Source organism: Arthrobacter sp. TmtSoilC79 (assembly GCF_059739405.1).
In genome coordinates this window covers 4,546,712-4,570,120 of the sequence record NZ_AP046051.1, presented here as the reverse complement: position 1 = coordinate 4,570,120, position 23,409 = coordinate 4,546,712, and the positions used below count along the sequence as shown (strand labels likewise).

General features: G+C 59.9%; 13 protein-coding genes and 5 rRNA genes. 13 read left to right on the top strand and 5 right to left on the bottom strand.

The window, feature by feature from the left end; translation table 11 throughout:
- Window positions 1-108: 108 nt before the first annotated feature.
- From AC6JA3_RS20975 to AC6JA3_RS20965, 3 genes are all read left to right on the top strand, one after another.
- Window positions 109-3,253, top strand: a 23S ribosomal RNA gene (locus AC6JA3_RS20975).
- Between the two features lie 174 nt (window positions 3,254-3,427).
- Window positions 3,428-3,544, top strand: a 5S ribosomal RNA gene (gene rrf / locus AC6JA3_RS20970).
- Window positions 3,545-3,729: 185 nt separating this feature from the next.
- Window positions 3,730-4,239, top strand: coding sequence for a GNAT family N-acetyltransferase (locus AC6JA3_RS20965; RefSeq protein WP_497920564.1), 510 nt, complete (start codon window positions 3,730-3,732; stop codon window positions 4,237-4,239).
- A gap of 77 nt (window positions 4,240-4,316) precedes the next feature.
- On the opposite strand, the gene AC6JA3_RS20960 is transcribed toward AC6JA3_RS20965, so the two are convergent.
- Window positions 4,317-4,910 (bottom strand): HhH-GPD-type base excision DNA repair protein, encoded by a 594-nt coding sequence (locus tag AC6JA3_RS20960; protein ID WP_347783610.1) that lies wholly within the window; start codon window positions 4,908-4,910, stop codon window positions 4,317-4,319.
- Window positions 4,911-5,449: 539 nt separating this feature from the next.
- Between AC6JA3_RS20960 and AC6JA3_RS20955 the strand changes: the two genes are divergently transcribed.
- The 3 genes from AC6JA3_RS20955 to rrf (AC6JA3_RS20945) all read left to right on the top strand — a co-directional run bounded on the left by AC6JA3_RS20955 (window position 5,450) and on the right by rrf (AC6JA3_RS20945) (window position 10,993).
- Window positions 5,450-6,969: ribosomal RNA gene (locus tag AC6JA3_RS20955) — 16S ribosomal RNA — on the top strand.
- 593 nt (window positions 6,970-7,562) lie between these two features.
- Window positions 7,563-10,707 (top strand): 23S ribosomal RNA (locus tag AC6JA3_RS20950).
- Window positions 10,708-10,876: 169 nt separating this feature from the next.
- Window positions 10,877-10,993, top strand: a 5S ribosomal RNA gene (gene rrf, locus AC6JA3_RS20945).
- Together the 16S, 23S and 5S rRNA genes form the textbook arrangement of a ribosomal RNA operon.
- A gap of 161 nt (window positions 10,994-11,154) precedes the next feature.
- On the opposite strand, the gene AC6JA3_RS20940 is transcribed toward rrf (AC6JA3_RS20945), so the two are convergent.
- Complete coding sequence (locus AC6JA3_RS20940; RefSeq protein WP_497920563.1) at window positions 11,155-12,012, bottom strand: LysR substrate-binding domain-containing protein; 858 nt, start codon at window positions 12,010-12,012, stop codon at window positions 11,155-11,157.
- A 77-nt stretch (window positions 12,013-12,089) separates the two neighbouring features.
- Between AC6JA3_RS20940 and AC6JA3_RS20935 the strand changes: the two genes are divergently transcribed.
- Complete coding sequence (locus tag AC6JA3_RS20935; protein ID WP_347782213.1) at window positions 12,090-13,235, top strand: alkaline phosphatase family protein; 1,146 nt, start codon at window positions 12,090-12,092, stop codon at window positions 13,233-13,235.
- 8 nt (window positions 13,236-13,243) lie between these two features.
- A complete protein-coding gene (locus AC6JA3_RS20930) occupies window positions 13,244-14,089 on the top strand; it encodes an EamA family transporter (RefSeq protein ID WP_347782212.1) in 846 nt (281 codons plus the stop codon).
- A 92-nt stretch (window positions 14,090-14,181) separates the two neighbouring features.
- Here AC6JA3_RS20930 and AC6JA3_RS20925 read toward each other — a convergent pair whose 3' ends face one another.
- The 3 genes from AC6JA3_RS20925 to AC6JA3_RS20915 all read right to left on the bottom strand — a co-directional run bounded on the left by AC6JA3_RS20925 (window position 14,182) and on the right by AC6JA3_RS20915 (window position 16,857).
- On the bottom strand, window positions 14,182-15,015 hold the full coding sequence (locus AC6JA3_RS20925) for an alpha/beta fold hydrolase (RefSeq protein WP_026541627.1): 834 nt from the start codon (window positions 15,013-15,015) through the stop codon (window positions 14,182-14,184).
- 81 nt (window positions 15,016-15,096) lie between these two features.
- Window positions 15,097-15,951: an alpha/beta fold hydrolase gene (locus tag AC6JA3_RS20920; RefSeq protein ID WP_026541628.1), complete on the bottom strand. Its 855-nt coding sequence runs from the start codon at window positions 15,949-15,951 to the stop codon at window positions 15,097-15,099.
- A 9-nt stretch (window positions 15,952-15,960) separates the two neighbouring features.
- Window positions 15,961-16,857 (bottom strand): alpha/beta fold hydrolase, encoded by an 897-nt coding sequence (locus tag AC6JA3_RS20915; RefSeq protein WP_026541629.1) that lies wholly within the window; start codon window positions 16,855-16,857, stop codon window positions 15,961-15,963.
- A gap of 75 nt (window positions 16,858-16,932) precedes the next feature.
- Here AC6JA3_RS20915 and lysS point away from each other — a divergent pair, with 75 nt between their 5' ends.
- The 5 genes from lysS (at window position 16,933) to AC6JA3_RS20890 (ending at window position 23,344) form a co-directional block, all read left to right on the top strand.
- Window positions 16,933-18,462 (top strand): lysine--tRNA ligase, encoded by a 1,530-nt coding sequence (lysS, locus tag AC6JA3_RS20910; RefSeq protein WP_347782211.1) that lies wholly within the window; start codon window positions 16,933-16,935, stop codon window positions 18,460-18,462.
- A 2-nt stretch (window positions 18,463-18,464) separates the two neighbouring features.
- Window positions 18,465-18,638, top strand: a complete 174-nt coding sequence (locus AC6JA3_RS20905; RefSeq protein ID WP_167332902.1) for a hypothetical protein — start codon at window positions 18,465-18,467, stop codon at window positions 18,636-18,638.
- A 127-nt stretch (window positions 18,639-18,765) separates the two neighbouring features.
- On the top strand, window positions 18,766-19,092 hold the full coding sequence (locus AC6JA3_RS20900) for a histone-like nucleoid-structuring protein Lsr2 (protein ID WP_026547965.1): 327 nt from the start codon (window positions 18,766-18,768) through the stop codon (window positions 19,090-19,092).
- Window positions 19,093-19,457: 365 nt separating this feature from the next.
- A complete protein-coding gene (locus tag AC6JA3_RS20895; protein ID WP_026541632.1) occupies window positions 19,458-21,950 on the top strand; it encodes an ATP-dependent Clp protease ATP-binding subunit in 2,493 nt (830 codons plus the stop codon).
- 176 nt (window positions 21,951-22,126) lie between these two features.
- Complete coding sequence (locus AC6JA3_RS20890) at window positions 22,127-23,344, top strand: glycosyltransferase (RefSeq protein ID WP_347782209.1); 1,218 nt, start codon at window positions 22,127-22,129, stop codon at window positions 23,342-23,344.
- Window positions 23,345-23,409 lie beyond the last annotated feature (65 nt).

Here is a 23,409-nt window from a genome sequence, read left to right as displayed (position 1 = left end):
GGGTGGGTGGGGGTGGTTGGTGTGTGTGTTTCTACAGCAATTTCTTATGAATGAACCTTGGGCCCAAGTGGCTCGTGGTTCTCTCGAGTAAGTTTATTGATCTTGTGTGGTCAAGTTTTTAAGGGCACACGGTGGATGCCTTGGCATTAGGAGCCGAAGAAGGACGTAGGAATCTGCGATAAGCCTGGGGGAGTTGATAACCGAGCGTTGATCCCAGGATGTCCGAATGGGGAAACCCCGCACAACGCTGCAAGGTGATTGTGTGACCCGCATCTGAACACATAGGGTGCGTGGGGGGAACGCGGGGAAGTGAAACATCTCAGTACCCGCAGGAAGAGAAAACAATAGTGATTCCGTTAGTAGTGGCGAGCGAACGCGGATCAGGCTAAACCGTTTCCATGTGTGATAGCCGGCGGGCGTTGCATGGGCGGGGTTGTGGGACTTTCCGTTCTGGTTCTGCCGGACCAGTGGGGTGATGTGCGTGCATAGGTGAACGGTCTTGAAAGGCCGGCCAGAGAGGGTGTGAGCCCCGTAACCGTAATGTTGTGTGCAGCCTGGAGAGTATCCCAAGTAGCACGGGGCCCGAGAAATCCCGTGCGAATCTGTCAGGACCACCTGATAAGCCTAAATACTTCCTAATGACCGATAGCGGACCAGTACCGTGAGGGAAAGGTGAAAAGTACCCCGGGAGGGGAGTGAAACAGTACCTGAAACCGTGTGCTTACAATCCGTCGGAGCCAGTCTGATTCTGGTGACGGCGTGCCTTTTGAAGAATGAGCCTGCGAGTTAGTGTTACGTCGCGAGGTTAACCCGTGTGGGGTAGCCGTAGCGAAAGCGAGTCTGAATAGGGCGAGTGTAGTGGCGTGATCTAGACCCGAAGCGGAGTGATCTACCCATGGCCAGGTTGAAGCGACGGTAAGACGTCGTGGAGGACCGAACCCACTTCAGTTGAAAATGGAGGGGATGAGCTGTGGGTAGGGGTGAAAGGCCAATCAAACTCCGTGATAGCTGGTTCTCCCCGAAATGCATTTAGGTGCAGCGTTGCGTGTTTCTTGCCGGAGGTAGAGCTACTGGATGGCCGATGGGCCCTACAAGGTTACTGACGTCAGCCAAACTCCGAATGCCGGTAAGTGAGAGCGCAGCAGTGAGACTGTGGGGGATAAGCTTCATAGTCGAGAGGGAAACAGCCCAGACCACCAACTAAGGCCCCTAAGCGTGTGCTAAGTGGGAAAGGATGTGGAGTTGCGAAGACAACCAGGAGGTTGGCTTAGAAGCAGCCATCCTTGAAAGAGTGCGTAATAGCTCACTGGTCAAGTGATTCCGCGCCGACAATGTAGCGGGGCTCAAGTACACCGCCGAAGTTGTGGATTTCACACATTGCCCTAGCCTTCGTGGTTCAGGGGTGTGGAGTGGTAGGGGAGCGTCGTGTGGGCAGTGAAGTCGCGGTGTAAACCAGCGGTGGAGCCTACACGAGTGAGAATGCAGGCATGAGTAGCGAAAGACGGGTGAGAAACCCGTCCGCCGAATGATCAAGGGTTCCAGGGTCAAGCTAATCTGCCCTGGGTAAGTCGGGACCTAAGGCGAGGCCGACAGGCGTAGTCGATGGACAACGGGTTGATATTCCCGTACCGGCGAAAAACCGCCCATGCCAAGCGGGGGATACTAACCGCCCGGAGCCTGCCCGCTCACCCTTGTGGTGTTGTGGGTTTTGGCCGAGCGCGGGACCTGATCCTGGGAGGTAAGCGTATTAACAGGTGTGACGCAGGAAGGTAGCCGGGCCGGGCGATGGTTGCCCCGGTCTAAGGATGTAGGGTCAGGGATAGGCAAATCCGTTCCTGTGTGCTTCGAGCACGTGCCTGAGATCTGATGGGACTCCCGTAAGGGGGGATCCGGTGATCCTATGCTGCCAAGAAAAGCATCGACGCGAGGTTTTAGCCGCCCGTACCCCAAACCGACACAGGTGATCAGGTAGAGAATACCAAGGCGATCGAGAGAATTATGGTTAAGGAACTCGGCAAAATGCCCCCGTAACTTCGGGAGAAGGGGGGCCTGCCCCGTGATGGAGACTTGCTCTCCGTGAGCGGGTGTGGGCCGCAGAGACCAGGGGGAAGCGACTGTTTACTAAAAACACAGGTCCGTGCGAAGTCGCAAGACGATGTATACGGACTGACTCCTGCCCGGTGCTGGAAGGTTAAGAGGACCGGTTAGCCACTTCGGTGGCGAAGCTGAGAATTTAAGCCCCAGTAAACGGCGGTGGTAACTATAACCATCCTAAGGTAGCGAAATTCCTTGTCGGGTAAGTTCCGACCTGCACGAATGGAGTAACGACTTCCCCGCTGTCTCAACCATAAACTCGGCGAAATTGCAGTACGAGTAAAGATGCTCGTTACGCGCAGCAGGACGGAAAGACCCCGAGACCTTTACTATAGTTTGGTATTGGTGTTCGGAGTGGCTTGTGTAGGATAGGTGGGAGACGTTGAAACCCGGACGCCAGTTCGGGTGGAGTCATCGTTGAAATACCACTCTGGTCACTTTGGACATCTAACTTCGGCCCGTGATCCGGGTCAGGGACAGTGCCTGATGGGTAGTTTAACTGGGGCGGTTGCCTCCTAAAAAGTAACGGAGGCGCCCAAAGGTTCCCTCAGCCTGGTTGGCAATCAGGTGTCGAGTGTAAGTGCACAAGGGAGCTTGACTGTGAGAGAGACATCTCAAGCAGGGACGAAAGTCGGGACTAGTGATCCGGCGGTACATTGTGGAATGGCCGTCGCTCAACGGATAAAAGGTACCTCGGGGATAACAGGCTGATCTTGCCCAAGAGTCCATATCGACGGCATGGTTTGGCACCTCGATGTCGGCTCGTCGCATCCTGGGGCTGGAGTAGGTCCCAAGGGTTGGGCTGTTCGCCCATTAAAGCGGTACGCGAGCTGGGTTTAGAACGTCGTGAGACAGTTCGGTCCCTATCCGCTGCGCGCGCAGGAAATTTGAGAAGGGCTGTCCTTAGTACGAGAGGACCGGGACGGACGAACCTCTGGTGTGTCAGTTGTACTGCCAAGTGCATCGCTGATTAGCTACGTTCGGATGGGATAACCGCTGAAAGCATCTAAGCGGGAAGCTCGCTTCAAGATGAGATTTCCATACACATTATGTGTGAGAGGCCCCCAGCCAGACCACTGGGTTGATAGGCCGGATGTGGAAGCGAGGACTAAAGACTCGTGAAGCTGACCGGTACTAATAGGCCAACAACTTACACCACACAACACACTGCACGCGTCCACTATGTGGTTCCCGAACAACAACCCACCACGGGTTGCCGGAACCAAATAACTGAATAACAACCAAGCACCACAGTTGTAACCACAAACTTCCCACCCAGGACAACCACACCCCAACACAGGGTGTCCGGCCAGACCGGGACGGGTAAAAAGGTTACGGCGGTCATAGCGTGGGGGAAACGCCCGGTCCCATTCCGAACCCGGAAGCTAAGACCCACAGCGCCGATGGTACTGCACCCGGGAGGGTGTGGGAGAGTAGGACACCGCCGGACACACATTAGGCAAGAGCCCCGACCCAAGGTCGGGGCTCTTCCCCTTTAACCACCACACGGCAAACCAAACCAGGCAAGTCGCCAGGAACCAGGCTTGTCCCATTGGTCCGAACAGCATCCGCCCCGAAGGGCAGTCTTAAGCTGAGTACGGCTTGTTCTTCACTGCCGACGTCGGGATGGAAGAGATGGACCGAAACACGCAGTCACTGCCGTCATGGACTTTCCGTTCGGGGAATGCGGAAGACCACCCAGGGTATGCAGACCTATGGATGCAGGCAATTGCCTTTCGTGATGGCACACGCCCGGATCCCGACGTGAAACGCAAGGCGTTGACGAAACTAACCTCCCCGGGGAGCGTCCTTTCGATCGTGGAAAGCCGGTCAGCGATCAGCGGGTTTGCACTGGTCTTGGAAGACACTCAGGGAGGTTCCTCCCGCACGGCCCACCTCTCGCTGCTTGCCGTGAACCCGTCCATCCAGGCCCGTGGAGTGGGGCGCGCCTTGCCGGCCAACATCACTCGGGGGCTCATAACAGAGGGTTTTACCTCGGCCTCGCTCAGGGTTGTGAGTGACAACCTGCCTGCGCGGAAGCTGTACGAAGCGGCCGGTTGGAAGGCTGCAGGTCACGGAGTCTTCGAAGACTCGGGACGTCCCTGCATCCATTACCAGCTGAGCTTGACGGACAACGGGCTATAGCCGGGTGACCGTGCCAGCAGAGGCAGCCCAGCACTCCCGTGCAGTGTCACCTCGCTGGCGGTCGAGTTCCTGACGAATCAAGCACCGGATGACTTCGCAGCCTTTGCAGCTGCCTTGGCCGCTTGCTTGCTGGCGCGTACTTTGATCAAGGACTGTGGATCGACGATGTCGGCCACGGACAAGTACGCTCCTTCCTCGCCGTAGTGGCCGGCGGCTTCACGCCACCCCTGGGCTTGTAGACCGCACTGCTTGCCCAACAGCGCCAGGAAGATCTTCGCCTTCTGTTCGCCGAAGCCTGGCAATGCCTTCAGCCGGCGGAGTACCTCGGGACCATCAGGGTTGCCACGGGTCCAAATTGCTGCGGCATCCCCGTTCCAATCGCTGTGCACCGTTTCAGCCAGGGCCTGCACTCTGCCGGCCATCGATCCAGGGAAGCGATGGACTGCCGGCTTCTCCTTGAAGACCTCAACGAAGCCGGCGGGGTCGTGCTCTGCGATGACAGCAGGTTCCAGCGACCCGAGCCGGGAGCGGATCTTCTCCGGACCGGCAAAGGCCGACTCCATGGTGACTTGTTGATCGAGCAGCATGCCTGTGAGCAACGCAAAGGCGTCGTCGGTGAGCAGTTGGTCGGCGGCGGCATCTCCGGTGATGTGCAGTTCCATGCTTTCCATCCTCCCACCAGGTGGAGTCGACGTCATGGGTCCCACCTCTTGTGACCGCGGACGTGGCACACATCGGGCCCGGCAACTGTCGGCTACCTGCTGTTGGTGGGGGTTGGTGTTCGACGGCGGTTTGGTGGGGGTTGTGTGGGTGGTTGGGTGTGGGTGGGGTGGCGTGTGGGGTGGATTTGCGTTGGGGGTTGGGGGCGTGTATTGTTTTCTGAGTCGCCGGGTGCGAAACGGAAAGCCGGAAGGTGTGTACGGTTCGGTAGGCGGCCAAAAATAACTCTTCTTTTCCAATGGCCCTGTTGGGTGCGCTGCTTTGTGTGGTGTGCTGTGGGTGATGTTTTGGGGGGTCTGTTGTTTGAGAACTCAATAGTGTGCCAAGTTTGTTGATGCCGATTGTTTTATTGATTGGTTGAAATTATGGCCGGATTGCTGCGCACCCCCGTGTGTGGTGGTCTGGTTTTCAGCTGGTTTCGAATTTTGTGCAGCCGCGTCCTGTCGTTATTTCCGGTGGGTGTGGTTGTGTCTGTTTGATTTGTTTTACTTCAACGGAGAGTTTGATCCTGGCTCAGGATGAACGCTGGCGGCGTGCTTAACACATGCAAGTCGAACGATGATCCCAGCTTGCTGGGGGATTAGTGGCGAACGGGTGAGTAACACGTGAGTAACCTGCCCTTGACTCTGGGATAAGCCTGGGAAACTGGGTCTAATACCGGATATGACTCCTCATCGCATGGTGGGGGGTGGAAAGCTTTTGTGGTTTTGGATGGACTCGCGGCCTATCAGCTTGTTGGTGGGGTAATGGCCTACCAAGGCGACGACGGGTAGCCGGCCTGAGAGGGTGACCGGCCACACTGGGACTGAGACACGGCCCAGACTCCTACGGGAGGCAGCAGTGGGGAATATTGCACAATGGGCGCAAGCCTGATGCAGCGACGCCGCGTGAGGGATGACGGCCTTCGGGTTGTAAACCTCTTTCAGTAGGGAAGAAGCGAAAGTGACGGTACCTGCAGAAGAAGCGCCGGCTAACTACGTGCCAGCAGCCGCGGTAATACGTAGGGCGCAAGCGTTATCCGGAATTATTGGGCGTAAAGAGCTCGTAGGCGGTTTGTCGCGTCTGCTGTGAAAGACCGGGGCTCAACTCCGGTTCTGCAGTGGGTACGGGCAGACTAGAGTGCAGTAGGGGAGACTGGAATTCCTGGTGTAGCGGTGAAATGCGCAGATATCAGGAGGAACACCGATGGCGAAGGCAGGTCTCTGGGCTGTAACTGACGCTGAGGAGCGAAAGCATGGGGAGCGAACAGGATTAGATACCCTGGTAGTCCATGCCGTAAACGTTGGGCACTAGGTGTGGGGGACATTCCACGTTTTCCGCGCCGTAGCTAACGCATTAAGTGCCCCGCCTGGGGAGTACGGCCGCAAGGCTAAAACTCAAAGGAATTGACGGGGGCCCGCACAAGCGGCGGAGCATGCGGATTAATTCGATGCAACGCGAAGAACCTTACCAAGGCTTGACATGAACCGGTAATACCTGGAAACAGGTGCCCCGCTTGCGGTCGGTTTACAGGTGGTGCATGGTTGTCGTCAGCTCGTGTCGTGAGATGTTGGGTTAAGTCCCGCAACGAGCGCAACCCTCGTTCTATGTTGCCAGCGCGTTATGGCGGGGACTCATAGGAGACTGCCGGGGTCAACTCGGAGGAAGGTGGGGACGACGTCAAATCATCATGCCCCTTATGTCTTGGGCTTCACGCATGCTACAATGGCCGGTACAAAGGGTTGCGATACTGTGAGGTGGAGCTAATCCCAAAAAGCCGGTCTCAGTTCGGATTGGGGTCTGCAACTCGACCCCATGAAGTCGGAGTCGCTAGTAATCGCAGATCAGCAACGCTGCGGTGAATACGTTCCCGGGCCTTGTACACACCGCCCGTCAAGTCACGAAAGTTGGTAACACCCGAAGCCGGTGGCCTAACCCTTGTGGGGGGAGCCGTCGAAGGTGGGACCGGCGATTGGGACTAAGTCGTAACAAGGTAGCCGTACCGGAAGGTGCGGCTGGATCACCTCCTTTCTAAGGAGCTGCTAGCAGTCGTGTTGTTTGCCTGCATGGGTGGATGACGGGTTGCCAGTGTTGCCCATTGCGCAGGCGTTTGTTCTGCGGTGGGTGCTCATGGGTGGAATATCAACAAATCATTTTTTGGCATGGCCTTTGCTGGTTGTGTCCTGGTGTTAGTACGGCATCTTGTGTCCTTCTTTTGGGGGGTGTGGGGTGTGTGGAACGCTGCTGGGGCGTGGTTGGTGGGTTGTGTTTGGCGCACTGTTGGGTCCTGAGGCAACAGGACCTTTTTGCAGCAATGCAGGGGGGCATCTTCTGGTGTTTCTTTTGTTCCTGCTTCCGGTTTTCCTTGTCTGTTTGTCATGGTCCGTGCACGTTGGTGTGTGGGTTGTGGTGGGTGGGGGGCTGGTTGATGGGGTTGTTGTTTGAGAACTACATAGTGGACGCGAGCATCTGAAACATGCACGGTGGCTGATTATCCTTTTGTCCTTCCCTTTTTTGGGTGGGTGGGGGTGGTTGGTGTGTGTGTTTCTACAGCAATTTCTTATGAATGAACCTTGGGCCCAAGTGGCTCGTGGTTCTCTCGAGTAAGTTTATTGATCTTGTGTGGTCAAGTTTTTAAGGGCACACGGTGGATGCCTTGGCATTAGGAGCCGAAGAAGGACGTAGGAATCTGCGATAAGCCTGGGGGAGTTGATAACCGAGCGTTGATCCCAGGATGTCCGAATGGGGAAACCCCGCACAACGCTGCAAGGTGATTGTGTGACCCGCATCTGAACACATAGGGTGCGTGGGGGGAACGCGGGGAAGTGAAACATCTCAGTACCCGCAGGAAGAGAAAACAATAGTGATTCCGTTAGTAGTGGCGAGCGAACGCGGATCAGGCTAAACCGTTTCCATGTGTGATAGCCGGCGGGCGTTGCATGGGCGGGGTTGTGGGACTTTCCGTTCTGGTTCTGCCGGACCAGTGGGGTGATGTGCGTGCATAGGTGAACGGTCTTGAAAGGCCGGCCAGAGAGGGTGTGAGCCCCGTAACCGTAATGTTGTGTGCAGCCTGGAGAGTATCCCAAGTAGCACGGGGCCCGAGAAATCCCGTGCGAATCTGTCAGGACCACCTGATAAGCCTAAATACTTCCTAATGACCGATAGCGGACCAGTACCGTGAGGGAAAGGTGAAAAGTACCCCGGGAGGGGAGTGAAACAGTACCTGAAACCGTGTGCTTACAATCCGTCGGAGCCAGTCTGATTCTGGTGACGGCGTGCCTTTTGAAGAATGAGCCTGCGAGTTAGTGTTACGTCGCGAGGTTAACCCGTGTGGGGTAGCCGTAGCGAAAGCGAGTCTGAATAGGGCGAGTGTAGTGGCGTGATCTAGACCCGAAGCGGAGTGATCTACCCATGGCCAGGTTGAAGCGACGGTAAGACGTCGTGGAGGACCGAACCCACTTCAGTTGAAAATGGAGGGGATGAGCTGTGGGTAGGGGTGAAAGGCCAATCAAACTCCGTGATAGCTGGTTCTCCCCGAAATGCATTTAGGTGCAGCGTTGCGTGTTTCTTGCCGGAGGTAGAGCTACTGGATGGCCGATGGGCCCTACAAGGTTACTGACGTCAGCCAAACTCCGAATGCCGGTAAGTGAGAGCGCAGCAGTGAGACTGTGGGGGATAAGCTTCATAGTCGAGAGGGAAACAGCCCAGACCACCAACTAAGGCCCCTAAGCGTGTGCTAAGTGGGAAAGGATGTGGAGTTGCGAAGACAACCAGGAGGTTGGCTTAGAAGCAGCCATCCTTGAAAGAGTGCGTAATAGCTCACTGGTCAAGTGATTCCGCGCCGACAATGTAGCGGGGCTCAAGTACACCGCCGAAGTTGTGGATTTCACACATTGCCCTAGCCTTCGTGGTTCAGGGGTGTGGAGTGGTAGGGGAGCGTCGTGTGGGCAGTGAAGTCGCGGTGTAAACCAGCGGTGGAGCCTACACGAGTGAGAATGCAGGCATGAGTAGCGAAAGACGGGTGAGAAACCCGTCCGCCGAATGATCAAGGGTTCCAGGGTCAAGCTAATCTGCCCTGGGTAAGTCGGGACCTAAGGCGAGGCCGACAGGCGTAGTCGATGGACAACGGGTTGATATTCCCGTACCGGCGAAAAACCGCCCATGCCAAGCGGGGGATACTAACCGCCCGGAGCCTGCCCGCTCACCCTTGTGGTGTTGTGGGTTTTGGCCGAGCGCGGGACCTGATCCTGGGAGGTAAGCGTATTAACAGGTGTGACGCAGGAAGGTAGCCGGGCCGGGCGATGGTTGCCCCGGTCTAAGGATGTAGGGTCAGGGATAGGCAAATCCGTTCCTGTGTGCTTCGAGCACGTGCCTGAGATCTGATGGGACTCCCGTAAGGGGGGATCCGGTGATCCTATGCTGCCAAGAAAAGCATCGACGCGAGGTTTTAGCCGCCCGTACCCCAAACCGACACAGGTGATCAGGTAGAGAATACCAAGGCGATCGAGAGAATTATGGTTAAGGAACTCGGCAAAATGCCCCCGTAACTTCGGGAGAAGGGGGGCCTGCCCCGTGATGGAGACTTGCTCTCCGTGAGCGGGTGTGGGCCGCAGAGACCAGGGGGAAGCGACTGTTTACTAAAAACACAGGTCCGTGCGAAGTCGCAAGACGATGTATACGGACTGACTCCTGCCCGGTGCTGGAAGGTTAAGAGGACCGGTTAGCCACTTCGGTGGCGAAGCTGAGAATTTAAGCCCCAGTAAACGGCGGTGGTAACTATAACCATCCTAAGGTAGCGAAATTCCTTGTCGGGTAAGTTCCGACCTGCACGAATGGAGTAACGACTTCCCCGCTGTCTCAACCATAAACTCGGCGAAATTGCAGTACGAGTAAAGATGCTCGTTACGCGCAGCAGGACGGAAAGACCCCGAGACCTTTACTATAGTTTGGTATTGGTGTTCGGAGTGGCTTGTGTAGGATAGGTGGGAGACGTTGAAACCCGGACGCCAGTTCGGGTGGAGTCATCGTTGAAATACCACTCTGGTCACTTTGGACATCTAACTTCGGCCCGTGATCCGGGTCAGGGACAGTGCCTGATGGGTAGTTTAACTGGGGCGGTTGCCTCCTAAAAAGTAACGGAGGCGCCCAAAGGTTCCCTCAGCCTGGTTGGCAATCAGGTGTCGAGTGTAAGTGCACAAGGGAGCTTGACTGTGAGAGAGACATCTCAAGCAGGGACGAAAGTCGGGACTAGTGATCCGGCGGTACATTGTGGAATGGCCGTCGCTCAACGGATAAAAGGTACCTCGGGGATAACAGGCTGATCTTGCCCAAGAGTCCATATCGACGGCATGGTTTGGCACCTCGATGTCGGCTCGTCGCATCCTGGGGCTGGAGTAGGTCCCAAGGGTTGGGCTGTTCGCCCATTAAAGCGGTACGCGAGCTGGGTTTAGAACGTCGTGAGACAGTTCGGTCCCTATCCGCTGCGCGCGCAGGAAATTTGAGAAGGGCTGTCCTTAGTACGAGAGGACCGGGACGGACGAACCTCTGGTGTGTCAGTTGTACTGCCAAGTGCATCGCTGATTAGCTACGTTCGGATGGGATAACCGCTGAAAGCATCTAAGCGGGAAGCTCGCTTCAAGATGAGATTTCCATACACATTATGTGTGAGAGGCCCCCAGCCAGACCACTGGGTTGATAGGCCGGATGTGGAAGCGAGGACTAAAGACTCGTGAAGCTGACCGGTACTAATAGGCCAACAACTTACACCACACAAACACACTGCACGCGTCCACTATGTGGTTCCCGAACAACAACCGTTCACAGGAACCAAACAACTGAATAACAACCAAGCACCACAGTTGTAACCACAAACTTCCCACCCAGGACAACCACACCCCCAACACAGGGTGTCCGGTCAGACCGGGACGGGTAAAAAGGTTACGGCGGTCATAGCGTGGGGGAAACGCCCGGTCCCATTCCGAACCCGGAAGCTAAGACCCACAGCGCCGATGGTACTGCACCCGGGAGGGTGTGGGAGAGTAGGACACCGCCGGACACACATTAGGCAAGAGCCCCGACCACAGGTCGGGGCTCTTCCCCTTTAACCACCACAACACGGACCAAAAACCCCAGCCAGACAGCACGGCCCCGGTCACCCACAGGGAGCCCCGCTCACCACCACAGCCGGCCCAGCCCGCCAACAGGCCGGCCCAGCAATCACCCACCCAGACACTCCAACACCGCGTCCACCACGTGGCTTCGCTGCCTGTCCTGCCGATAGACCAGGTACTCAGTGATGGGCGGTATGGCATCGGCGAAGTCCAGCAGAACCAGCCGTGGATCGTCGTTGAACTCGTCCTCCGCAATGACACCTATGCCCAAGCCTGCAATGACGGCGGCGTGGACTGCTTCCCGGCTGTCAGTCTCGAGCACTTCGGTTGGTTGGAGTTGGGCGCTGGAGAGCGCGTTTTCTATGGATCGGCGGGTGACCGACCCGATCTCGCGAATGATCAGAGGATGTTCCACGAGGTCCCGCAACCGGATCATCTTGCTGCCGGCCAGTGCATGCTCCTGGCGAACGAAGGCAACCAGGTCCTGCTTTGCGAGGGCACGTGCCACCAGGTCAGGATGGGGTGTTTCGTCAGCGATGATGCCGACGTCCACAGTTCCGGCCAGGACCCGCTTGCGCACTTCGGCGGAGTTGCCGCTGATGAGTTGGATATTGACGCCGGGATTCTGCCGGCGGAAGATGCTCAGCAGGCCCACTGCGTTGATGGGCGCATCGGTGCCGAACCGCAGCTCTCCTTGCATGACGTTGCGGGCCTTGGCCAGAATGGTCTCCGCCTCAAGTTCGGCCCCGAACAGTCTCGCTGTGATCACCAGGATCTTGCTCCCCAAGGGCGTCAGTTCCACGGACCGTCCCGATCGTTGCAGCAGATGTACTCCGTGGCGCCGTTCCAGGAGGCGGACCTGCTCGGACAGGGTTGGTTGGCTCACGCCTGCGGCTGCTGCCGCCGCGACGTAACTGCCGTGTGTCGCTACGAGGTGGAACGCCCGGAGATGAGTCAGATTCATAGGCATTGCCTAAGTCTCCTATAGACAGGGGCGCTCCCTCCTATGAGTCGACGACGAATCCACGTACCGTCTTGGCTGTGAAGAGAGAACCCCACGTCCTGGTCGTCGGAATTGACGGTGTCCGTTACGACTCCCTCCTGTCCGCGGCCACTCCCGCTGTGGACTGTATCGCCCGCGGAGGTTTCCTCCTCCCAGTGACAGTTCACCCCAGGAACGTCACCATTTCCGGTCCGGTTTGGGCCACGGTGGCCACCGGTGTTTACGCGGACCGGCACAAGGTAACCGGCAACAGTGTGCATCCGCCGGAGTTGGCTGATTTCCAGGACTTCACGGCGGTGCTTCGCGCGTCACGTCCGGGGTCCCGCACCATGATCGCTGCCAGTTGGCTTCCGGTGGCGGCGCCCACTGCGTGTGGACCGCTCTTCTCCTCCCGCGGTTGGGTGCCGGACAAGGACCCTGAGGAAGCCAACGACGGCGGCAGTTGGGCAAGTGCCGATGACGCTGTCGCAAGGTACGCAGCCGGGCGGTTGGAGAAGGAGGACATCTCGGCGTCCTTTGTGTACTTTGGCCAGGCGGATGTTGAAGCACATAACAACGGCACGGGGTCCGGCTATGTCTTGGCTATTCAAAACTGCGACATGCGACTCATGACGCTGCTGGAAGCCATCAAGGCCAGACCCAATCGCCGGAACGAAGTCTGGACCATCATTGTGGTCACCGACCACGGGCACTTGGATGCCGGCGGACACGGGGGCTGGAGCGAGGAAGAGCGCACTGCCTGGATCGCGGCGTGCGGAGCAAGCGTGCCGGAGGACGTCAAGGCCGTGGACCACGCGGACATTTTTACCCAGGTGCTCGCCGCATTTGGCGTAACTGCAGGAGCCGCGGGGGGTGTTCCGTTCGGTGCCCGGTGTGCAGGACCGGAGCAGCTGGCGCCGGAGCAGCTGGCCCCGGAGCCGCCCGCCCGGAGTCCCGTGCCGGGGACGCCCGCCCCGGGGACCGCGGAGGAACTGCCTACCCGGGGTGCCGCCCCGGGGACCGCGGAGGAACTGCCTACCCGGGGTGCCGCCCCGGGGACCGCGGAGGAACTGCCTACCCGGAGTGCCGCCCCGGGGACCGCGGAGGAACTGCCTACCCGGAGTGCCGCCCCGGGGACCGCGGAGGAACTGCCTACCCGGGGTGCCGCCCCGGAGCCGCCTGCCCGCACAGCAGCTCTCCGTTGACCGTTGTGGTGACGGCCGCAGTCCTCTGGGCGGCGGTCCTGCACAGCATCTGGAACGCCCTGGCAAAGGCAATCCCGGACCGACTTGCTTCATCGACCATGATTGCCCTGGCCTATCTGGCGTCCGGGTTGTTGGGGGCGGCGGTGTTCGGAGTTCCCGTGCAGGAATCATGGCCCTTTGTGGTGGCCTCGGCTGCCTTGCAGACCTGCTACCTGATCCTGTTGACCACCTCGTACAGGCACGGCGACTTTTCCCAGGTCTATCCGTTGGCCCGGGGCCTTGCCGTGCTTCTGGTCACGGTCATTGCCACCACCGTGCTTGCCGAGAGATTGAGCCTTTGGCAGCTGACGGGGGTGGCAGTGGTCGCTGGCTCATTGCTTAGCCTTGCCCTGATACGACAGGGCGCAGCGGCCGGGCCGGGCAGGAACCGTAAAGGTACCCTTTTTGCCGTGCTCACTGGAGCGGCCATTGCGGCCTATACCTTGGTTGACGGTGTGGGAGTCCGGGTTTCCGGGCAGCCGATGGCCTATGTCTCGTGGCTGTTCCTGCTGCAGGGTTTCCTGATTCCCGTGGTTTGCTGGCGAATGGCCGCCGATCGCCGTTCCTTCCCGCAGCGTGTGATGCGGTACTGGAAGCCGGGATTCGTCGGGGGACTGGTGTCGATGCTGGCTTACGGGATCGTCGTTTGGGCACAGAGCCTGGCACCGCTGGCCTTGGTGTCGGCGCTCCGCGAAACCAGTGTCCTCCTTGCAGGCGTCATCGGCGCCGTATTCTTCAATGAAAGGTTCAGCCGGCTTCGGCTTGGCCTGACGGTTGTGGCCGTGGCCGGGATCGCCGCGATCCAGCTTGGCTAGCCTGGGAAGAATTCCGACAGCTCCGGGTTCAGCCGGCTTCGGCTTGGCCTGACGGTTGTGGCCGTGGCCGGGATCGCTGCGATCCAGCTTGGCTAGCCTGAGAAGAACTCCGACAGCTCCGAGACCAGCTTGTCCGGGGCCTTGTTGGGCCCGTCATGGCCGTACCCGGGGAGGATGGTGTAGCTGGATCCGGACAGGATGTCGTGAATTTGGCCGCAGGCAACACCGAAGTATGCGGGGCTCTTTTCGCCCACCACGATCAAGGTTTCCAACGGAAGCTCAACGAATGGTTCGGCCGGCATGTCCGCGGCGATGACGGCCTTGATTTCACGGACGCCACAGGTCATCAGCTCGCGCATCTGCTTGCCCAGGGGTGTCCCGGCGGCAAGCTTGTTCGCCAGGGTCAACATGGACAGGGGCATTCTGGCGAAGGCGCCACCGGTTTCCACTCCCTTGATGAGGATGGCGAGGGCGCGATCGTAGTCTCCGGCCGCCGTCGCGCGTTCATAATCGGGTGTCCAGTCTGCTTTGACGCTGTGGTTGACGGACACCGCGGGATCGTACACGGCCAGTCTTTCCACCGGCAGGGTGCGTGCGGCGTGCAGCGCTACGGCACCACCGAAGCTGTGTCCAAAGACGTCCGTGCTGGACGTGTGCTTCATGACCGCGTCCAGGTCCCGGATGTCGGCCTCGAGGGTGTAATCCTCGGACTGTGGGGATGAATCGCCACGTCCGCGCCGGTTGAACGTATGGACGGGACGTCCCAGGGCTTCACTTAGCTTTTGCGCGAAACGCGTGTAATCGGCGGCCGTCACCATGGAGGCCGGAACGACGACGACGCCGGAGCCTGCTGCTGCCAGCTCACCGCCTGTGGTGAGTACTTCGAGATGTCCGCCGTCGGGGGTCATGATGATGTCGCGCGTCATGACTCGAGCCTAGCCGAGCGACCTGAATGCAAGCAGCATCCCTGCCCCTATGTGGAAAAAGGAGCCGGTGTGGAAAAGGCCTCAGCGCTTGAAGTAGTCCGAAATATCGGTCACCAGCTCGTTGACGGCTGCAGGGATGGACCCGTGGAATCCCTTGGGAGAGACCTCCAGCGTGCTGCCGGGAACCGCCCTGTTCAACCGCGCTGCGGTGACCTTGTAGAACTGCGGGCTTTTCTTGCCCACCATGAAGTGCGTGCTGGATGGCAGGACGGAGAAATCGGTCGGAGTATCCGCGGCTTCGAAGGCTGCCTTCAGCTCACCTACGCCTGAAGGCATGAGCTCGCGGAAAAGCTTGTTCACTTTGGTCCGCGACACCACAGCCATGAGACCCGCCAGAATCGGCTCGGGAACCCGGGCCAAGGCAGTTCCGGGCTGCATCCCGCGCTTCATCCGGGCCAGGGCCAGCCCAACATCGCCCTTGTTGACGGAGTCCTCGAACCCGGCAAGCCAGTCCGTGTCCATGCTGCCGTCGATGTTCACGGCAGCGTCGTAGACAGCAAGTTTGTCCGGCTGGTGACGGGTGCCGGCAAAGGCCTGCGCGGCATTCAGCGCCACGGAGCCACCCAGGCTGTGGCCAAAAATGTTCCGTGCGCCGGTGGCGTCCATGATGGTGCGGACATCGGCGATTTCCGTATCCATGGAGTAGTGGTTGGGTTGTTCGGTGGATTTACCCCTGCCGCGGCGGTCGTACACGTCCACCGCCCAGCCGTCTCCCAGGCCCTTGGCCAAGGCTATGGAGAACGGCCGGTATATGAGGGCAGTGAGGAAAGCGCCGCCGATCAGCACAACCCGGCGTTCCCCGGGGGCCTCTTCGGCGCCGTAGCTGTACAAGGCGAGCCGTCCGCCGTCGTGCGTCTGAATATCGCGTTCCTTCACCGGAACATCCTAGGCGGCATCGGTGGGTCCGCCGTGGACCATGGTGCCCGAAAGGAACCGCGCAATCCTGACGGCGAGGCGCTTACCGGGACGCAACGGCCCCTCATGGAACTGCAGGGGAACCACCGCAAAGTTTATGGCCGGCACCGCTCCAGCCAGGGTCCGCCCGGTTTCCGCGAAATACGACGGACTCCAACCGCCGCTGAGCATGAGGATGGGCGTGGAGAGCTTCATGAAGTCGTGAAGTTGCGCGTCGGCGTCCAGGACCGCCCGCATTTCAGTGACTGCGGTAGGGAGCAAGGACCGCATCTCCAAACCCAAGCGGGTCCGGGCAGACAGGACACTGAGCGTACGCAGCGCCCCCATGGGCAGGTAGGAAATTGGCCCCGCTGTCCCCAGCCCCTGCACCAGATGCGCCCAGGCGTTGTCCAACTGCCCGGCGGTGACTGCTTCTTCAAGCTCGGGACGCCATCTGCTGCTGAGGTTGCCGGAGAGGGAAACCGCGGCGTCGTAGGTGACCAGTTTCTTGATCCGGCCCTGCCTCGCTGCCTGCAGCGCAACGAAGCCGCCGTAACTGTGCCCCACGACGTCTGTGGAGCCGGTCTTCTCCATCACTGAGTGAAGGTCTGAGATTTCGGTCTCAACGGAATAGCCGGGCGGCTGCGGGGCAGATTTGCCGCGCCCGCGCCGGTTGTAGCTGTGGACAGGGCGTCCAAGGATCACGCTCAGGGTCCGCGCAAACGACCAGTACAGTGAGTCCGTCACCAAAGTGCCATGGATAAGCACGACGCCGGCCGGTTCAGCAGGCGCTTTCGAACCGGGAATTGAGGCGCCGGACGCGGGCCGGAAGGTGTGCACCTCAAGCTGCCCGCCGCCGTCGATCGTTTCAACTGTCCATGTCTCCACAGCCCCGAGTCTATGCGTTTGCCTGATTTGCGGCCCGGAAGTGAAGGCGCGCAATCACCGGTAAACTTAAGGACTGTGACTTCCGCAAACACCCCAGCCCTGAACACCTCCGCAGAGCCCATCGACGCCAGCGAGCAGATGCGCATCCGTATGGAAAAGCGCGCCAAGCTGATCGAGCGCGGCACAGAGGCTTATCCGGTAGGTGTTGAACGGACCCATTCCCTCAGTGAAATCCGCGGGAAATACGCACACTTGGAAGCCGATGAAACCACAGGCGACGTCGTTGGCGTGACCGGGCGCGTCGTGTTCATCCGCAACACCGGAAAGCTGTGCTTCGCCACCCTCCAGGAGGGCGGCGTGGACGGTAAGGGCGTCCGGTTGCAGGCCATGCTGAGCCTCGCCAACGTCGGCGAGGAAGCGCTCGCCGAATGGAAGGCCCTGGTGGACCTGGGCGACCACGTGTTCATCAAGGGCGAGGTCATCTCCTCCCGCCGCGGCGAGCTGTCTGTCATGGCGGACTCCTGGTCCATGGCCTCCAAGGCGCTGCGGCCCCTTCCGGTGCTGCACGCCGAACTGAACGAGGAAACCCGCGTTCGCCAGCGCTACGTGGACCTCATGGTCCGCGACGAAGCGCGCGAGATGGTCTACAAGCGCGCAGCAATCACCCGCTCCGTCCGCGATACCTTGGACAGCCATGGTTACGTGGAGGTTGAGACCCCCATCCTTCAGCTGGTTCACGGCGGTGCCACGGCCCGTCCGTTCGAAACGCACATGAACGCGTTCGACCAGAAGATGACCCTGCGCATTGCAACCGAGCTCTTCCTCAAGCGTGCGGTAGTGGGTGGCATTGACCGTGTCTACGACATGGGCCGCGTTTTCCGCAATGAAGGCGTGGATTCCACCCACAGCCCCGAATTCACCACCCTGGAATGCTATGAAGCCTGGGCGGACCAGTTCGTCATGGCCGAACGCATGAAGGAAATCATCCTGAATGTCGCGGACGTCGTGGGCACCCGTACCATCCAGACTGACGCCGGCGAAATCAACCTCGACGGCGAATGGGCCTGGGTTTCGGTTTACCCCGGTATTTCCGAAGCAGTGGGTGTGGAAATTACTCCGGACACCACGGTGGATGAACTGTTGGCAATTGCCGCCAAGCACGAGGTCAAGGTTGATCCCAAATGGGATGCCGAGAAGATCGTGGTTGAGCTGTTCGGCGAGATTGTGGAACCCACCCTCCTGAACCCGACGTTCGTCTACGACTACCCGCCCTCGGCGCAGCCGCTGGCCCGCCCGCACCGTGAAGACGGACGGCTGATCGAAGCCTGGGACCTGATCATCGGTGGCATGGAGCGCGGTACGGCCTTCAGCGAGCTCATCGACCCCGTCATCCAGCGTGAACGCCTCACGGAGCAGTCCCGCCGCTCCGCAGCCGGTGATGAGGAAGCCATGCAGCTGGACGAGGACTTCCTCCGCGCCCTCGAATACGGCGCACCGCCCATGGGTGGCATTGGTCTCGGCATTGACCGTTTGGTCATGCTGTTCACCGGGGCCGGTATTCGCGAAACGATTCTGTTCCCCTTGTTGAAGCCTGAAGGACACTGATCATGGAGTACATAGCAGTCCTTGCGCCGTCCGTAGTTGTGGGTTTGATCTTCTGGTTTGCCATGAAGTCGATCTTCAATGCAGACAAATCCGAGCGTCAGGCAGAAGCCCGCGCCCAAGCTGAAGCGAATTCAAAAAACGCAGGGCCGGCAACTGAAGGTCCAGCCGCTAAATAGGCTCCTAAATGGGTTCCAGTTTCACGTGAATCCAATTGTGCTTTGACGTGCGTGCTTGCTGTGAACGATAATCGACAAAGGAACCCGGGGAATTTCTGATTATCCATCCCTCTAAGAGAGGCAACTCATGGCACAGAAAGTAAAAATCATCCTCGTCGATGACCTGGATGAAGGATCTGCGGACGAAACTGTCCGATTCGGTCTGGACGGTGTTAGCTACGAAATGGACCTGTCCACAGCAAACGCTACGTCGCTTCGGAAGGCCCTGGAACCATTTGTGGCAAAGGCGCGGAAGACTTCTTCCGGCCGTGGGACGCGGGGTCGCGCTACTCCGGCCCGCAACCAGGATTCCGCGCAGATCCGGCAGTGGGCCCGTGATAACGGTTACACAGTCAACAGCCGCGGACGTATTCAGGCTGAAATTCAGGAAGCCTACCAAAAGGCCAATTCCTGATTCACCGCTTCAATGCCCCGGCAGTCACTGCCGGGGCATTGGTTGTTTAACGGGGCTGTGGATTGTTGGCTGCCATCCCGTCCCAAAGGAAATGCTCCCCGGCCCGCCCGGCCCCGAGGGTGCGTTGACTTGCGCCCATGGAGTTGGGAGGGCGTCCCTTTGGGCGCTGTTGGAGAATTTCAGTCGCGGTCCGGAGGGAAGCCCCGCCGGCCAGCCGGCAGGATGTCACCGTAGTCCGCCGGGGTCAAGGGGAAGTGCGGGTTTTATTCCTCCACGGCGTCATGTTTCCCCTGTGGCGAACACGCTCCAAAAGTGCTGCTCCGGCACGTAGCATCAAAGTACGTCGTAGCTAGGAGTGTGGCGAAATGTTTGAGAGATTTACGGACCGTGCCCGTCGCGTGGTCGTCCTTGCCCAAGAAGAGGCACGGATGCTCAACCACAATTACATCGGTACCGAGCACATCCTCTTGGGTCTGATCCACGAGGGTGAAGGCGTTGCTGCCAAGGCGCTCGAGTCCCTGAGCATTTCGCTCGATGGCGTTCGCGAGCAGGTGCAGGAGATCATCGGCCAGGGCCAGCAAGCCCCGTCCGGTCACATCCCCTTCACGCCGCGTGCCAAGAAGGTGCTTGAGCTTTCCCTTCGTGAAGCACTGCAGCTCGGCCACAACTACATCGGTACTGAGCACATCCTGCTCGGCCTCATTCGCGAAGGCGAAGGCGTGGCCGCCCAGGTGCTGGTGAAGCTTGGTGCAGACCTGAACCGGGTCCGCCAGCAGGTCATCCAGCTGCTCTCCGGCTACCAGGGCAAGGAGACCGCAGGCAGCGGCTCCGGCCAGGGCCAGCCGGAAGGTACCCCCGCAGGTTCTGTGGTGCTTGACCAGTTCGGACGCAACCTTACCCAGGCCGCCCGCGAGAACAAGCTGGACCCTGTGATCGGTCGCGAGCAGGAGATGGAACGCGTCATGCAGGTCCTCTCCCGCCGTACCAAGAACAACCCGGTGCTGATCGGTGAGCCCGGCGTCGGTAAGACAGCCGTCGTCGAAGGCCTCGCCCAGGCGATCGTCCGCGGAGATGTCCCGGAGACCATCAAGGACAAGCAGCTGTACACGCTTGACCTCGGTTCGCTCGTTGCCGGCTCCCGCTACCGCGGTGACTTCGAAGAGCGCCTGAAGAAGGTCCTCAAGGAAATCCGCACCCGCGGCGACATCATCCTCTTCATTGACGAGATCCACACCCTCGTCGGTGCAGGTGCTGCTGAAGGCGCCATCGATGCTGCGTCGATCCTGAAGCCGATGCTCGCCCGCGGTGAGCTCCAGACCATCGGTGCCACCACGCTTGACGAGTACCGCAAGCACATCGAGAAGGATGCGGCCCTTGAGCGCCGCTTCCAGCCGATCCAGGTCAAGGAACCCTCGGTTGCCCACGCGATCGAGATCCTCAAGGGACTCCGCGACCGCTACGAGGCACACCACCGCGTAACGATCACCGACGGCGCCCTGGCCTCCGCAGCGCAGCTGGCCGAACGCTACATCTCGGACCGCTTCCTGCCGGACAAGGCGATCGACCTCATCGATGAAGCCGGCGCACGCCTGCGTATCCGCCGCATGACCGCTCCGCCTGAGCTCAAAGCAATGGATGAGCGCATTGCGGACGTGAAGATGGAGAAGGAATCCGCCATCGACGCCCAGGACTTCGAAGGTGCTGCTTCACTGCGCGACAAGGAGCAGAAGCTCATTGCCGAACGCGCCGAGAAGGAACGCACGTGGAAGTCCGGCGGCATGGACGACATCTCCGAGGTTGACGAGGACCTGATCGCCGAAGTTCTTGCGAACTCCACCGGAATCCCGGTCTTCAAGCTCACCGAGGAAGAGTCCTCACGCCTGCTCAAGATGGAAGACGAACTGCACAAGCGCGTCGTTGGACAGGATGAGGCCATCAAGGCCCTGTCCCAGGCCATCCGCCGTACCCGTGCAGGCCTGAAGGATCCCAAGCGTCCGGGTGGCTCGTTCATCTTCGCCGGCCCCACCGGCGTCGGCAAGACCGAGCTCGCCAAGGCACTTGCCGAGTTCCTGTTCGGTGAAGAGGATGCCCTCATCACGCTGGACATGTCCGAGTACTCCGAGAAGCACACGGTTTCGCGTCTCTTCGGTGCACCTCCGGGCTACGTCGGCTATGAAGAAGGCGGCCAGCTGACCGAGAAGGTCCGGCGTCGTCCGTTCTCCGTGGTGCTGTTCGACGAAGTGGAGAAGGCCCACGCGGACCTCTTCAACTCGCTGCTGCAGATCCTGGAAGACGGTCGACTGACCGACTCCCAGGGCCGCGTGGTGGACTTCAAGAACACCGTGATCATCATGACCACCAACCTTGGTACCCGCGATATCTCCAAGAGCGTGGCCACGGGCTTCCAGTCCGGCACGGACACCCAGACCGGCTACAACCGGATGCGTGCCCGGGTCACGGAAGAGCTCAAGCAGCACTTCCGCCCCGAGTTCCTCAACCGTGTTGACGACGTCGTGGTGTTCCCCCAGCTGACGCAGGACGAGATCATCGAGATCGTGGACCTGTTCGTGACCCGCCTGGAGCGCCGCCTCAAGGACAAGGACATGGGCATCGAGCTCACCCCCGCTGCCAAGGTCCTCCTGGCCACGCGTGGTTACGATCCCGCCATGGGTGCACGGCCTCTGCGCCGCACCATCCAGCGCGAGATCGAGGACCAGCTGTCCGAGAAGATCCTGTTCGGCGAACTCCACTCCGGCGACATCGTTGTGGTGGACGTCGACGGTGAAGGTGACGACGCCAAGTTCACGTTCGAAGGCAACGCCAAGCCGCGGATCCCGGAGATCGCTCCCACCGCGTAAGGCATTACAGCGCCAAGCCCCGCCTGCTCCCTTCAAGGAGCAGGCGGGGCTTTTGCGTTGGTGCTGGAGCCTTTGTCCAGCAGGCGCCTTTGTCCAGCAAAAGCCCTTGTCCAGCTGGAGCCCTTAGGGTGGATTGGAAGGTCTGCAAGAAACTCCGAGGGAAGAGAGGGGATCGCATGAGGGTACTCATGGTCGCTCCCGGGACGCGTGGCGATGTTGCGCCGATGGCCGGGCTCGGCAGCCGTCTCCAGGGGCTCGGCTACGAGGTTGCCATTGCCGCGAACCCTGCTTATGCCCCGCTGGTGGTGGAGTCGGGATGCGAATTCAGGCCGCTGCCTGGGGATTTGGCGGAACTGATCAAACAGCCCGCCCCTGGTGCGAAAGCCGGCGCTGGAAGCGTGCTGACGTTCTGGCGCAGGCTCGGCGCGTACATGGAGAACGCCGCCACAGGAACCTTGGCGGCTGCCGAAGCCGGCACCGATGTGATCCTGGCGAATTCCGTAGCGCCTTATGCCTATGACATTGCCGAGGCTTTGGGCATTCCGGCCATAGGCGCACACTTGCAACCGACTGAGCCAAGTGCGGCATACCCGCCGGTGTTGATGAATTCGGCCCGCAGTTTGGGGGCGGTGGGGAATAGGGTCATCGGGGAGAGGGCTGCGGCCGGCCCGGCTCCATATGATGCTCCGAGCGCCCGCCTTCGCAAACAGTTGGGGCTTGGCAGGCAAAGCCGGGCTGCCGGTGAGCGCCGCCGGAGGAAAACGCGGGCAACCATACTTCACGGCATCAGCCCTTCTGTCCTGCCGCGGCCGGCCGATTGGCACTCGGGGCTGGTCATGGCCGGGTACTGGTGGCCAGCTGAAAACACAGAATGGGAACCCTCCGCGGAGTTGGTGGATTTTCTGGCCGACGGGCCGGCGCCGGTTTTTGTTGGCTTCGGCAGCAGCGCGGACCTCGACCCGGGGTTCGTCCTTGAGGCAACGCGTCGGGCCGGAGTAAGGGCCGTTGTGCAGGGTCCGGAGGGTGTTTTGGGCGATGATGCCCTGGGCGTTGGAAGTGTTCCCCATCAGTGGCTTTTCCCCAGGATGGCCGCTGTGGTGCATCACGCCGGAGCGGGGACCACCGCGGCCGGGTTCCGCGCAGGAGTCCCGGCGCTCGGTGTCCCCGTCTATACGGACCAGCCGCTCTGGGCCTCCCGTATCGCAGCGCTGGGTGCCGGGCCCCAGCCGATTCCTTATAAGAAGCTGACTCCGGAGCGCCTCGGCGACGCGATACGGCAAGCCGGCACCACGCCGTCGTATGCGCGGCGGGCCCGCGAAGTGGCGGCCGCCATCGCCACGGAGGACGGAACCGCGCCCGTGGTTGCGGCCCTGCGAAATCTGCCAACCACCTAATCTCCGAACCACGTGACAGTAGGGCACGTTTGAAAACTCAAAACGTGCTCTACGGGTGAATATGT

Bases quoted from the DNA above. Each gene is read 5' to 3' on its own strand.
- AC6JA3_RS20960 (WP_347783610.1), bottom strand. From the start codon at position 4,910: ATGGAAAGCATGGAACTGCACATCACCGGAGATGCCGCCGCCGACCAA.
- AC6JA3_RS20905 (WP_167332902.1), top strand. From the start codon at position 18,465: ATGGAGTACATAGCAGTCCTTGCGCCGTCCGTAGTTGTGGGTTTGATC.
- AC6JA3_RS20940 (WP_497920563.1), bottom strand. From the start codon at position 12,012: ATGAATCTGACTCATCTCCGGGCGTTCCACCTCGTAGCGACACACGGC.
- AC6JA3_RS20900 (WP_026547965.1), top strand. From the start codon at position 18,766: ATGGCACAGAAAGTAAAAATCATCCTCGTCGATGACCTGGATGAAGGA.
- AC6JA3_RS20965 (WP_497920564.1), top strand. From the start codon at position 3,730: ATGGACCGAAACACGCAGTCACTGCCGTCATGGACTTTCCGTTCGGGG.
- AC6JA3_RS20890 (WP_347782209.1), top strand. From the start codon at position 22,127: ATGAGGGTACTCATGGTCGCTCCCGGGACGCGTGGCGATGTTGCGCCG.
- AC6JA3_RS20925 (WP_026541627.1), bottom strand. From the start codon at position 15,015: ATGACGCGCGACATCATCATGACCCCCGACGGCGGACATCTCGAAGTA.
- AC6JA3_RS20895 (WP_026541632.1), top strand. From the start codon at position 19,458: ATGTTTGAGAGATTTACGGACCGTGCCCGTCGCGTGGTCGTCCTTGCC.